Annotated in this window: 9 protein-coding genes; 1 reads left to right on the forward strand and 8 read right to left on the reverse strand. The window is 39.2% G+C overall.

Annotation, left to right across the window (positions count from 1 at the left end):
- Positions 1-35: 35 nt before the first annotated feature.
- The 3 genes from urtA to F887_RS00465 all read right to left on the reverse strand — a co-directional run bounded on the left by urtA (position 36) and on the right by F887_RS00465 (position 4064).
- Positions 36-1316, reverse strand: a complete 1281-nt coding sequence (gene urtA / locus F887_RS00475) for an urea ABC transporter substrate-binding protein (protein WP_005147750.1) — start codon at positions 1314-1316, stop codon at positions 36-38.
- A gap of 259 nt (positions 1317-1575) precedes the next feature.
- On the reverse strand, positions 1576-3459 hold the full coding sequence (gene parE, locus F887_RS00470) for a DNA topoisomerase IV subunit B (protein WP_005297610.1): 1884 nt from the start codon (positions 3457-3459) through the stop codon (positions 1576-1578).
- 14 nt (positions 3460-3473) lie between these two features.
- Positions 3474-4064, reverse strand: coding sequence for a YqiA/YcfP family alpha/beta fold hydrolase (locus F887_RS00465; protein ID WP_032863028.1), 591 nt, complete (start codon positions 4062-4064; stop codon positions 3474-3476).
- A gap of 265 nt (positions 4065-4329) precedes the next feature.
- Between F887_RS00465 and F887_RS00460 the strand changes: the two genes are divergently transcribed.
- On the forward strand, positions 4330-5676 hold the full coding sequence (locus F887_RS00460) for a PGAP1-like alpha/beta domain-containing protein (protein WP_005297614.1): 1347 nt from the start codon (positions 4330-4332) through the stop codon (positions 5674-5676).
- A 98-nt stretch (positions 5677-5774) separates the two neighbouring features.
- On the opposite strand, the gene F887_RS00455 is transcribed toward F887_RS00460, so the two are convergent.
- The 5 genes from F887_RS00455 to F887_RS00435 form a co-directional block, all read right to left on the reverse strand.
- Positions 5775-6299 carry a hypothetical protein gene (locus F887_RS00455; protein WP_005297616.1) on the reverse strand — a complete coding sequence of 175 codons (525 nt, stop codon included), beginning with the start codon at positions 6297-6299 and terminating at the stop codon, positions 5775-5777.
- A 689-nt stretch (positions 6300-6988) separates the two neighbouring features.
- Positions 6989-7690, reverse strand: coding sequence for a hypothetical protein (locus F887_RS00450; RefSeq protein ID WP_005297618.1), 702 nt, complete (start codon positions 7688-7690; stop codon positions 6989-6991).
- A gap of 13 nt (positions 7691-7703) precedes the next feature.
- Positions 7704-9758: a peptidoglycan DD-metalloendopeptidase family protein gene (locus tag F887_RS00445; protein WP_005297621.1), complete on the reverse strand. Its 2055-nt coding sequence runs from the start codon at positions 9756-9758 to the stop codon at positions 7704-7706.
- 10 nt (positions 9759-9768) lie between these two features.
- Entirely contained in the window at positions 9769-13095 is a 3327-nt protein-coding gene (locus F887_RS00440) for a type VI secretion system Vgr family protein (RefSeq protein ID WP_005297622.1), read from the reverse strand.
- A 177-nt stretch (positions 13096-13272) separates the two neighbouring features.
- Positions 13273-13779: a disulfide bond formation protein B gene (locus F887_RS00435; RefSeq protein ID WP_005297624.1), complete on the reverse strand. Its 507-nt coding sequence runs from the start codon at positions 13777-13779 to the stop codon at positions 13273-13275.
- Positions 13780-13784: the final 5 nt, after the last annotated feature.

The raw sequence follows: 13784 nt of genomic DNA on the forward strand, positions 1-13784 counted from the left end.
AAAGCCTGCTGCTGAAACAACAGGCTGAAGAAAAGTTATTTAGGAATATATGGACTCCAAGGTTCCGCCTTGATGGTTTGCGGTGTTTTGTAGACCACATCAAATTGGCCATCACCACGGATTTGCCCAATCATCACTGGCTTATGCAAGTGGTGATTGGTTTCATCCATTTTGAGCGTATAGCCAGATGGTGCAGCAAAGGTTTGACCTGCCATGGCATCACGAACTTTATCCACCTCAGTAGACCCCGCTTTTTCAACGGCTTGCTTCCACATATTGATGCCTACATAAGTCGCTTCCATTGGATCATTGGTCACCACTTTGTCAGCATTTGGTAGTTTGTATTCGACCGCATATTGTTTGAATTTATTCACAAACTCGGTGTTTTTAGGATTCTTCACCGACATGAAATAGTTCCATGACGCTAAATGACCGACCAAGGGTTTGGTATCAATACCACGCAATTCTTCCTCACCTACCGAGAAAGCCATCACTGGAATATCAGAAGCCTTAATGCCTTGGTTGCCCAATTCACGATAGAACGGCACGTTAGAATCACCATTGATGGTCGAGATCACCGCAGTCTTTTTACCAGCAGAGAATTTTTTGATATTGGAAACAATGGTTTGATAGTTGCTATGACCAAATGGCGTATATTCTTCCATGATGTCAGCATCGGCGACACCTTTAGACTTCAAGAAGGCACGAAGAATCTTATTGGTAGTCCGTGGATAGACGTAATCCGTACCAAGCAACACAAAGCGCTCAGCTTTACCACCTTCATCACCCATCAAATATTCAACCGCAGGAATCGCTTGTTGGTTGGGTGCAGCACCGGTATAGAAGATGTTTTTAGATTGTTCTTGGCCTTCATATTGCACCGGATAGAACAACAAGCCATTCAGTTCTTCGACCACAGGGAGCACAGATTTACGCGAAACGGATGTCCAGCAGCCAAAAATAACCGCCACTTTATCTTGGGTAATCAACTGACGTGCTTTTTCTGCAAACAGCGGCCAATCCGAAGCAGGATCGACAATCACAGGTTCTAATTTTTTACCCAATACCCCGCCATTGGCATTAATTTCATTGATGGTCATCAAGGCCGTGTCTTTCAGCGATGTTTCAGAAATCGCCATAGTGCCTGAAAGTGAATGCAGAATTCCCACTTTAATGGTGTCACCACTTGTTGCAGGTGCAGTCTTGGCTTCTGTTTTTGTTTGTTCTGTTTTTTCCGCTGGCTTTGAACAACCGACCAGACCGATCCCCATCATGGCTGCCATCAGTACAGACATCGACATCAATTTATTTTGCATCTTGTTTCTCCACTCATCGATATTGTGATTTTTACTGGGTGGAGTTATTCAATTTCTGTGCCAACAAAACAACCCATTGTTTTTAATCAATTTAAATAAAATTTAGGTCTTGATTCTTAAATCTTGTATACAACATTGCATACAAAAAATACGTCCTGACCTAAAATGATGCAAATTTATTCATTTCAGATAGACACGCTTCAGGCAAAGAAAAAGCCAAGCTGACGCTTGGCTTTAATTCAATCAGGATATAACGAACTTAAACGGTAATATCCGCTAAATTACCTTTTTGCTCTAGCCAATGTTTACGATCAGCTGAACGCTTCTTCGCCAGCAATTTATCCAATAAACCTGCGGTTAAATGCGCATCATCCAAGTCTAATTGCACCAAACGACGTGTATTCGGATCCATCGTGGTTTCACGCAACTGACTGGCGTTCATCTCGCCCAGCCCTTTGAATCGTGTGATTTGCGGGTTCTTATTGCCCTTCACCTTTTTCAAAATGCTTTCAAGCTCATCATCATCCAGTGCGTAATACACGTCTTTACCGATATCAATACGATAAAGCGGTGGCATAGCTACGAACAGATGACCTTCTTCAACTAAGGCTGGAAAATGTTTCACAAATAGGGCACATAACAAAGTCGCAATATGCAAACCATCCGAGTCTGCATCGGCCAAAATACAAACTTTACCGTAGCGTAATTCAGACAAATCATCACTGCCTGGGTCAACACCAATCGCAATGGCAATGTCATGTACTTCTTGTGAAGCCAATACTTCATCTGAAGATACTTCCCACGTATTTAAGATTTTTCCGCGAATCGGCATAATCGCTTGGAAATTCTTGTCGCGTGCTTGCTTGGCACTTCCCCCAGCAGAATCCCCTTCGACAATGAACAATTCACTGTCTTCGCGGGTTAAACCAACACAATCGGCTAATTTGCCAGGTAATGCTGGACCTGCCACGATCTTCTTACGTTCCACTTTTTTCGCAGCTTTGAGACGACGTCCTGCTTTGGCAATTGCCATCTCAGCCAGCTGTGTCGCAATTTCAGCATGTTGGTTTAACCATAATGCAAAAGCATCTTTAGCAATATTCAACACGATATTAGAGGCTTCACGACTTGATAAACGTTCTTTGGTTTGTCCTGAAAATTGAGGTTCTTGGAATTTCAGCGATAGAATGAAATTTACGCCATCCCAAACATCTTCCGCAGAAAGCTTTACATTACGTGGCAATAAGCTACGTAACTCACAGAACTCACGCAGTGCTTCGGTCACACCTGAACGTAAACCATTCACATGCGTTCCACCTTGGGCGGTTGGAATCAGGTTGACATAACTTTCCTGAATTTGCTCGCCACCTTCAACATTCCAGCAAATCGCAAATTCACATGCCGCTCGGTCTGCTTGCCCACTGCTTACGAAAGCAGGATCAGGTAGAATTTCTCGGTCTTGCAGTTCATCCATCAAATAGTCGACCAGACCATTTTCAAACTGCCATTCGATTTTTTCGTTATTGATTTTATCGAGATAAATAATTTTTAAACCCGCAGCTAAAACAGCCTTGGCTTTTAAATTATGTTTGAGCGCTTTTAGCGCAAATTTAGGGCTATCAAAATATTTGGTTTCAGGCCAGAAACGAACGGTAGTCCCTGTGGCACGCTTTGCGACCTTTCCTTCCAAAACCGACAATGGTGCAACGGGCTCACCTTGTTCGAAGGCCATTTGATAAAGATTACCTTGACGCTGTACCGCCACTTCAACTCGGGTCGATAACGCATTGACGACTGAAATCCCAACCCCGTGCAAACCACCTGAGAACTGATAGTTATCGGTACTGAATTTGCCACCAGCATGTAGTTTGGTCAAAATAATTTCGATACCACTTTGCCCATATTCAGGGTGAATATCGACAGGCATCCCTCGCCCATTATCTTCGACTGACAACGAACCATCTTCATATACGGTGACACAAATTTGATTGGCGTGACCTGCAAGTGCTTCATCGACTGCATTATCAATGACCTCCTGTGCCAAATGGTTTGGCCGCGAGGTATCGGTATACATGCCTGGTCGACGGCGGACAGGATCTAAACCAGAAAGAACTTCAAGGGATTGTGCCGTGTATTGTGTCACTTGTTCTGACTTCCTTATTGGATAGCTGCCGATAAAAATTCGAGAATTAAAGGTAATTTTTCTTCAAAATCATCCATTGCATGATTACCATCTGCGTCAGTTAAAATCAATGATGATGGATGAACTGCACTATAATAGCGTTGAGCTTCGCGATAATCCAAGACTTCGTCGCCTTGTTGCAACAGCACTAGAATTTTATCAGCATGATTGAGCTTCGTGTCAGCAATCGATTGTAATTGCTGCAATTGATCGGCATCAAGTGTCCATGATTCAGTGACTTTGAGCGGGATTTGCTCAATCCCGAATAAATCTTCGAATAACCGCCATGGTTGCATAGCAGGATTAATCAGTACAGCTGGACAAGCATATTTCGCGACAAGATACGTCGTATAAAAGCCACCTAAACTGCTCCCCAGCAAAACAACATGATCATGCTTAAAATTTTCGATAAGCTGAGAAAGTTGCATAAGGACTTGGTCGGGCGTACGATTTAAATCGGGTAAATGCACCTGAATATGATCATACTGTGCACAATATTGTTGCAACTGTTGCCCTTTTATTGACATCGGGCTGCTTCGAAAACCGTGTAAGTAGATAATTTGCATACGCACCAAAATAGGCAATGACTTGACATAAAGTGAAATAAATCACATTATTTTGATTAATAGTTAAACAAATAACAATATAAATTACATTTAAGCTCGATATTGTCGGACATAAAAAACGATACTGTACTCCGTTCATCAGTATTCTAAAAAAATTACGTATGAAAGACATAAGATGTAAGAGTTTGTTGTAGTTTATCTAAACAATATTATTCAGAAAAATCACTTCAAACCTTCGGTATATATCAAGGATGGGGAAATCAATATGCCAAGTTTAACGCCTCTGCATGAAACATATTGTAAGTGGGATCGCACGCCACCGAGTCAGGCAGATGTTTTGGAAGGTTTGGCACAACTCGTCAGTACTAGCTTAAGTGGGGTACACGAATTGGTGCAAGTGGTACAAACAGAGGTGTTAAGGACGACGCTCGGTTTAAGTGCACAAAAAGCCAAACAATTACAAAAGCACCCGCAACTGCAAAAGTTCTATCAGTTTTCTTATGTCGCACTACAGAAGTATGGCAGCCATTTTCTTGCGCCGAATTTGCGCCGCATTATTGAGAAATTTCCCGTCTTACATGACAAACCCCTCACACCCACATTGCATTTCGTGGTGGGCGCGCTAAATGGGATCTTTGGTGATTTCTTTTTAAAGCAACACAATCCTATGGCCTTGCCAATGGTGCTTTATGATCACTATGGCTCATTACAACAAGGTGAACTCACAGGACGTGTAGTGATTCTTGCGCATGGTTTATGTATGAATCATCTGACATGGTCAAATCATCGTTATGGCGGGATTGGTGAGCGTCTGCTTGCTCAACGTGATAACAACACCATGTTGTATCTGAATTACAACACAGGCCGCCGAATTTCAGCCAATGGCCGTAGTTTTGCCAATACCCTAGAGGATTTGGTGCAACGTAACCCACGTATTACCAGTATCGATCTGATTGGCCACAGTATGGGCGGCTTGGTTTCGCGTAGTGCCCTGTTTTATGGCAAACAAAATCTGTATCAATGGGTACATATGGTCGAAAATCTGGTGTGTATTGGTTCGCCACATCATGGTGCAGTGCTCGAACGCTTTGGTTTTGTATTGCAGGACAAACTCGGTGGATTTCCGTTTATCAACCTGCTTGGTCAATTGGTGAATGTTCGCAGTAACGGCATACTCGATCTACGCTATGGTAGTGTTCGTGATGATGACTGGGAACATAATGATGCACGTATTGGTTTCGCCGATGACAATCGCAAACCAGCTCCTCTGCCATCACATATCAATACCTTTTTGATTGCAGGAACTTTAGAGTTTGAAAAGTTACGCAATAAAGCACTTTCTGTGATTGGGGATTATCTGGTCAGTGTGAAAAGTGCTTTAGGTGAACATCAGAATCCACGTTTCCAACTGAAGTTACCTGATACGCATAAAGCGGTTTTCTATGGACTCAATCACTTTGAAATTCAGTATCACTCAAGTGTCGCTGAGCAGATCACCCGCTGGTTGTATCCAGATGCAGGAGAGAAAGTTGAGGCAGGTGTACAAACGCATCTGATCAATGTCCCCAACAATTATACCTTTGATGATTTAGAAGGTATTGTTGAAACCTAAAATAAATAAGCTCAGCTAAGTTCTAGCTGAGCTTTTGTCCTTAAATAAGCTAATTTTCAACAGGTAGATTACATATATTTAAAAAAATTTTAAATAATTCAATCCTCATAACAATCTATATGATCGTTAGAGAACAACCCAATAGATTCTACCTTCTCATCTTGACCAACAGTATAAATATAATAAAATTTAGAATCCTGTGGAGCTAACTTATATTCATAATAAGCCTCACCTTCTTGGCTATCTATTTTCTTTGTTTTATCAATAGCTTCTAATTTTGATAATTTACGTAAATTTTCCCCAACACTCATTCCATTTTCATCTATCACCTTTGGATTAGTTGTATTTATAGCCGTTACAAGACCTTTATTACTAATATCTAAGTTCGTCTCATTATTATCAATAATAATATTTTTTGCATTTTCACAATCTATTATACTGCTAATATCTTTGTAGTTTTGCACTACAATATCATCTTTATATTTTTTTAAAATATTTTCCAAATCACCTCCTAAAGAAATTCCATTCAATTTATTAAAATTATCTTTACCTAAAGCATGAACTTCGGTTTTTGAACAACCAACTAATAATATTAGTAATAGAAATAAACTAGCCTTTTTCAAAATTAAATATCCTCTTATATAACTTCAACAGCTATGAAAGCATAGTTACTCTTGACAATCCGACATAGAGAAATCTTTCTCCCGCAAATAAATTCCTTGTATTTCATTATTTACGACATCAAAAACTAAAATATTATTTTTTGATCACTATCAAAAATCTGATAGTTAAAATCTTGCTGATAATCCCCAACACCTTCACTTTTTTTTAACTTTACATCCTACTTTATAATTATTATTTATATTTTCAGCAGTCATTCCATTACTGACACTCTTTGATGTATGCACACTTTTATTTTCATATGTAATTAAAATTTCAACTAGCGTTTTAGAGTGAAAAGTATATGAAATAACGAAGTCCGGATTAAAAATAGTGATACAATCCCCATATCATTTATTAAATTATTTTTTGAAGAAAAATCAATTTCAGAATATTAATCACCAATAGAATAAACCTTTCCATTATAATATAAAGAGTTAAAATCTATAACAATTTCCCCACTTTAAATTTCATTAGCATGATTACATGCCATCAGCATCAAACATAATAATAACAAAAATCTATTCATAATAAGGATTTCAAAAATTTACTTTAAATAAACACGACAAACACATAGTTTTATCCTTACTATTTATTTTGATTTTCATTCTAGGGTTTAGGTATTGAATAAAACCCTAGAATTCAATTTTAGTTATTTAGTTTCTTTTTCAGCTGCTAAAACACCTATAGTTTCGCAACCTAAAGTTGATGAAATACATTTTAGATTAACATTAAGAGAAGTTTTTAATGGGGAAGTTCTTCCATCTTTATAAGTTTTAACATTTGCATTATACGTATACTGACCTTTCTTAGCATCATATGTTACTTGATCACCCATTAGTAGATCTGTTTTCTCATTACCATCGTCACTGTTAGATTGTATTACTGGTATTTCGGTAAAATTATTATTTCTTATATTATATAAATAAGCTGTGACCTGAAATTTTTTAAAAGGAACTCTAACGTAATCAACAGTACTGATTTCTTTCATTCTAAAAGCAACAATATCTTTATCATGATATAGCAAAGTAAAATCAACATTAGACTTCAAAGGGGCTGTTGTTTCAAATACATTATATATATCTTTTCCATTTAAAACTTGAACCCCATATTTCTTTAATTTGTAGTTAATATTTTTCTTTGTTTTATCAATATTACCAAAATCTGTTAATTTTATTTTCAAATTAGGACTAATAACAGAATATTTATTATATGTATCTATATATTCCACAGGTGATTTTACTTGGGTAGAATCTTGTAAATAATCACTCCAAGAAGAATTTTCTTTTGCATAACAAACATTAAAAGAAAAACCACAGGCGATTATCATTGCAAAAGTGTTCATAAATTTCATAAAAACCTCAAAATCAATACGGTAAATTCGCATTTATAAATGGTATAGGGTCAATCCTTCCATCCAATCCAACGCCTAATAAAGGAGCGCTCCTTGCTTCAAAATGAAGATGAGCACCATTGGAAATTGTCGTCATCTTATTCGCATTGCCAGTTGAACCTGTCTTTCCAATTTCCTCTCCTGTATCCACTGGATCGTCTTTATCCACATTAATATCTGACAAATGAGCGTAAAAAAAGTAGGCATATTGATTTTTTGTAAGTTTACTTTGAGCATATTTTTTTTGTTTTTCCGCTAAATCATTTATATCAACTCTTAAAACAATAACTTTACCATACGCACCACCAGAGTCCTTAGCAAAAACAATCACCCCTCCACAGACAGCATATATTTTTGTGCCGGGATTAGCCTGTAAGTCAACGCCTTGGTGATTTTTAGTTCCATTATTTCTTACTTTGCCAAAGGTTGCGCCTTTTGCGTTAGCTAAGCCAGCTGTCCGCAACTTACAATCACGTAAAGGATTATGCCAGCCTTCATCCCCTCCCACAGTTTTCTCATCACTTTGAACTTGAGGTTTATTACTCTCACTCTTTGGTGCTGATTGTTGAGTATTAATAGTTTGTGTCGCTACTGGTGAGGTTACTTTTTGCTCTTTAGAAATAGGGGATGGTACTGATTGTCCTTTTAATAGCTTAATTGTTTCCTCCATGCTTAGGTTTATTCCCGAAGTTTTACTCTTATCAACGACATACTGATAAATATTGATGTGCCCATCAATATAGTTTCTTAGCCACGCTCCATAAGCTGCTTTCGCATCACCTTTATACCTTTTTAAGAATTCTTCAGCCTGTTTAGTGCCATTTTTACCAAATTGAATAAACAATAGTTTCTTAGCTCGTTCTGAGCTTAAAGTATTTAAGACGAAATTCTTTCCTCCTGAAGCCCCCTCATGGTGTAACAAATAAGCAAACTTTGCCATTGAACTTGGCTCACTTAAATTCTGATAAGGAAGACCAGAAGTTTTAAAATTACTAACAGCATACGCAGCGGCAGCATCAATTGCCATTTCTGCATTGAACCTCAAATTTAATTTTTGCTCTTTAGTTAATTTTGGATTATTTTTTACATATTGCCCAACTAATGAACTCCTATCATTACACATAGCGAGCCATGTTCCATCTAAGAATTGAGTCAACCCAGCAGCAGAACTAGAATTAGCTTTACTATTAACATTCCACTCCCCCGTTTTTTTTATTTTTGCTGCTTCAGCATCGATAACAGCTGCTAATGAATGTGCAGTAAAACCATGTCGCTTAGCAGCGCTCACAATATAAGCTCTATATTTATTATTAACTGGCTTTAATAAAAAATTATCTTCTGTAAATTGTGCAGCAATTATATGTGTACTATTACCAGCATCAGTTCGTTTCTGCTCCTGTCTTTCTTCAGGCAATTGATTTTTTTCTTTAGATGCTACTCTTTGGGGCAGATGAGGTTTTGTTGTACTCGATAGACTTTCCAGTGCTGAAGAAACTCCTTCGATTATCGGCTTTCCGGCCCTTTTTAAATTATTTTTAATTTCAGATACAGTCTCGTTAAGTAAGCCTTCTTTTACATAATGTGATCCTTCGACTTTAATTTTTCTTGAAGTTAATTTTAATACTTTCCGGCCTAAGGGAAGCGTTTTATGGTCAGCAATTAAATCAAAGCTGCCATTTATATTTTTGAAGAATACTTTTAGTCCCTTAGAGTGGTCTTCTATTCCTATATCATCAAATATGCCATTAGTTGTATTCTTTATAATTTTCTTGCCATCAAAATCCAATTGAATTGTAGCTTTTAAGATTGGTTTAAAAGAAAGATCTATTAAAACTATTTTTAATTGGGTTTCATATTTATGACCGCTACTAGATTCATCTTTTAAATGAATTTTCTGCCCTATTTTCAAGTTATGAATCATTCTGCCTGATAATGAGTTAATTCTCGCAAGCTCTTTTACTGTAATACGATGTTTTCTTGAGATTCCCCAAAGAGTATCACCAGATTTAACTATATAAACATTTGACATATAGACTTACCTATTGTTCCAAATCTTTTTTTTCAGCTTGCAAACCATGCTCACCAATTTCAAATTCATCGTCATTTTCTTCTTCGTATTTATCCTCATCATCAAAGATACTTGACCATTCATCAAAACCAATCAATGCTTCGTATCGTTTTGATTCTTCTTGCATTGATAAATTGCTTTTCCCTGTTGAATTCGTTACCCCTTCCCAAATAATTTCTTTTTTATCTGGCTCATACATCTGTATTTTTGCATTTTCTATCCCCGTACCTGCTAAACTTGAGAATAAGAAATCAACAGCATATGGTCCTATTTTTGGTAATTCAGGAACCTCATATGAAACTTTAGCGCCACTCACAAACAAATGCTGACCTGCCTTACTCTCAAACTTACCACCCGTGGTTGAAAACACCCCGTTGGCATTGATCTTCAGCTGAGAACCACCCGCTGTCAGCACAATTTCTTTAGGACTGGTGATTTCAATCTTATCTTCAGTAGAAATCAGTTTAATCACCTTCTTGGCAATCGCTTCAATCGCATCATCCTGCGCCTGCAACTCCAATTTCCCTTTTGCCGCATAAGCTCTAAAGCCCTTTTGCGCGGCAAACAAACTGATCTTGTCCTGTGCATGCCCAATAATATTCTTCTGTGCACTCAGGTTAATTGAACCACTGGCACTCTCGGCAATATCCTGAGAGGCCTGTAAAATAATATTTTCAGGCGTGGTTAACGCAATTCCATTCGGCGATGCCAACAACATCAACGCCTGTCTAAAAATCTTGCCTTGTTCTTGTTGTTTGGCATCGGAACTGCTTTCCAAACCTTGGGTATAACCCTCCATAAAGCCCTGTAACGAGCCCAATGCTTTGGCTGGGGTGATTTCTAACGTGCTGCCTTTACTAAAGGTTCCACAGACACTCATCAGCTCAAAATCTTTAATATCAACATTGGCCAAAACCTTTCCGACTTCTTTAATACTCTCAAACGGGTTTTGCTGAATCCGATCTTTAATACTCGTCAGCTTGCCTTTGACAATATCAGCGCCATGCTCTTCTACGTTTTCAATGAACTCTTTCAGATTTTCAACCGCATCTTTGGCATCACTAAAGAACGCATTAAACTCCTCTACCATCCCTTTGGCGTCGCCACCGAGTGCGCCAATATCCTCAATAAAACCACCACAATCCTTTAAAGCATGAATCGGATCATTACTCACCCCTTCTTTAAATAAATTTAAAGTGCTATCCAGTGCTTGACCTGTGGTTTTAAGCTCCAATGACTGAATAAATTTCGGTAAGCGATTGATGACATTCAATGCATCTGTCTGCTGCTTTGCGGCCACTTCGCTGAGCATTTTCATGCTGTCATAGCCTTGTGACAGCAACGATTGTGCTTGAGCAGCTTCGAGATGATCAGCAATAGCCTGTTCTTGGGCATACGTACTAATCAGCATGCCTTTACCTGCACGAACAGCACCCCACGCATCCGTTCTAAGCTCAAAGCCCTCGCCTCGACCATTGCTGGTTTCCTGCACTTTAGGGTGACTTAAATTGCCTAAATTTAACTGTGTTGCAGCATGGCTACTTTGTAACTGGGTACTGATTTGTCCTGTTGTATCATCAAAGCGTAATTGGTTAAAACCACTACCATTGACTTCCTGACTGCGTATACCACTCAGTTTTTTAGTATCTGGGAGCTGTCCTTTGACATCAAACTTGGTGGGTACACGTTGTGCTTCATGGATTCGCCCTAGCACAAAAGGGCGGTCAATATTGCCATCAAAAAAGTCGATGACCACCACCTCACCAATCCGTGGCAAGAAACGTGCGCCATAGCCTTCTCCTGCCCAAGGTGTGAGGACATCAACCCATGCGGAGTCGGTGTCATTGTCATTGCTACCTGCACCGCCATCATGCCCATGATCATCACTACGGGTAAACAGAAAGCGCACCTTGATCCGCCCCCATTCATCCACATAAATGGTTTCCCCTTCAGGTCCAACCACTTTGGCGCGTTGCGGGTAAGCAATTGGACGATGCAACTCTGGATCATATTCAGGGGTGATTTTGATCTGACGGCGGATCAAAGTGAGTTCATTACCCTGACGCTCTGCGTCGTCATAGCCACATTGATCCCAATGGCTCTGACTTAACAGCTGACTCAGCTGTTGCTGTAGATCTTTTGGTAAATTATTTTGATTGTAGAAATGCTTGGCAATAATCAGGAACTCTTGATCAGCCCCTTCATGCTGATCAATTTCAGGATGTTCCCTGAGATTAAACCAATAACCGACTTGGCTATCGCGCACAGTACTATAAGCCTTAAAGTATTTGGCTTGACTGGCGTACATGTCATTGAATTGCTGATTCAGTTTTTCTAACTGACTGTTCCCAGAAGCTGTCGCTTGGTCTTCACCCTTTAAGTCCTGCATCCAAGCTGGGCTGATATGCCATGCCTGCTCAAGACTTAAACTAGCAGAATCAAAACTTTCTGAATGGTTATGGCTGGTGACGACTGAACCTGCACCTTCTTCTTGTGCCAAGGCATCTGGCTGCCAACGTTGTAGATGCACCGCTGTGGGTTGTAAGCTACGTACCGCCACAAAACTTGTAATGCTGTCTTGGAATTCTGTCGCACTGCTACGGTGATAGCATATGCCACGTCGAGCCAAAGCTTGGTACTGACTATTATCATCAATTAATCTTAGCTTCTGAGCTTTAATAGGCGTACTCGAATGCGGTACAAAAAGTTCAGCTTCATCAATCAGCCAACTGATGCCTTCACTCCGCCATAAACGTGTCAAAAAAGCATAGTCCGATTCATTATGACCCATTACAAAGGGTCGTATATCATAATTCTGGCTTAAACCATTCAGATCCAGACTCAAACTTGCCGCAAAAAGTGGGCTTCTTTGCTGCCATTCCTTGAATAAAACTTCAGTGATTTCCACAATGCTTTTATTCATAAACACACGGCTGTTACGGCGTTTATGCCATAAATGAGTCGCATCGTTTAAGGTCAGCTTATACAGGGTTAATGCGCCATCACTTTGCCCATAACTGGCCTCAGTCACAATCCCCGTGGTGCGAAACAGTTGCCCTGAATCGGTGACCTGATCCACCGCAACTTGAACCCCAATAAATTGTTTGAGGGGAATCTGGGCATTGGTCGACAGGCAGATTAGCTCAGCTTCCAAACCCACATTGAGTTGATGCTGCCCTTGTATGCGTTGTAAAAAAACTTGATTATTCAGTAGATGATTAGAAAATTGTACGTGAATGGCACGTTTCTGTGCATTTAGCCCTATTTTTTCTAATACATTAAATATATTAAAAAGCATTTTTTATAATCAGATCGTACGGGGAATCGGCTGAACTTTACAAAAAACAGACCTATCTGTCCATAAAAAGAGCTTAAAAGCAACAAAATGGCACATATTGTTGCTTTACTGAGAAAATAAAACCCGAAATATAAATCCATATTTCGGGTTTCAACAGTTAACTCAAAAACTATTCTTTTATTTTTGAGTAAGGTTATAATTTCTAAAAAGCTGCCATAGGCAAATCAGCAAAATTAAACTGAAATAAAGCAAAGACCAAACAGGTAACGACTGACCTAAAAAAGTCCAATCCACAACCGCACACTCACCAGAACCCGAAAGCACTTCTTGCAGTACAGTTTTCATCGGTAATGCATCGACCAAATAATCTAAACCAGGTCCACAGCTTGGGACTTTATCTGGTGGCAAACTTTGCAACCAGACATGACGTGCCGCCACACCAACGGACCAGCCAATCGATAAAGTCGCCAAAAAGGCATAAAAACGTTTAAATGCACTAGAAACTGGGTTATGGATAAATGCAATGAGCGCAATAAGCCCCATTCCAATTAAACCCAGGCGTTGGAAAATACACAATGGACAAGGATCTAAACCTTGCACATGCTCTAAATACAACGCAAATGAGATACCAATGATGCTGGTCAGTACCAGTAATGCACTAACTAAGCGGTAATTCCATCGCATGGGAA

Origin of the sequence: Acinetobacter sp. NIPH 2100, assembly GCF_000369805.1 — a bacterium.
GTDB lineage: Bacteria > Pseudomonadota > Gammaproteobacteria > Pseudomonadales > Moraxellaceae > Acinetobacter.

Bases quoted from the DNA above. Each gene is read 5' to 3' on its own strand.
- F887_RS00435 (WP_005297624.1), bottom strand. From the start codon at position 13,779: ATGCGATGGAATTACCGCTTAGTTAGTGCATTACTGGTACTGACCAGC.
- F887_RS00450 (WP_005297618.1), bottom strand. From the start codon at position 7,690: ATGAAATTTATGAACACTTTTGCAATGATAATCGCCTGTGGTTTTTCT.
- F887_RS00440 (WP_005297622.1), bottom strand. From the start codon at position 13,095: ATGCTTTTTAATATATTTAATGTATTAGAAAAAATAGGGCTAAATGCA.
- urtA (WP_005147750.1), bottom strand. From the start codon at position 1,316: ATGCAAAATAAATTGATGTCGATGTCTGTACTGATGGCAGCCATGATG.
- F887_RS00465 (WP_032863028.1), bottom strand. From the start codon at position 4,064: ATGCAAATTATCTACTTACACGGTTTTCGAAGCAGCCCGATGTCAATA.
- F887_RS00445 (WP_005297621.1), bottom strand. From the start codon at position 9,758: ATGTCAAATGTTTATATAGTTAAATCTGGTGATACTCTTTGGGGAATC.
- F887_RS00460 (WP_005297614.1), top strand. From the start codon at position 4,330: ATGCCAAGTTTAACGCCTCTGCATGAAACATATTGTAAGTGGGATCGC.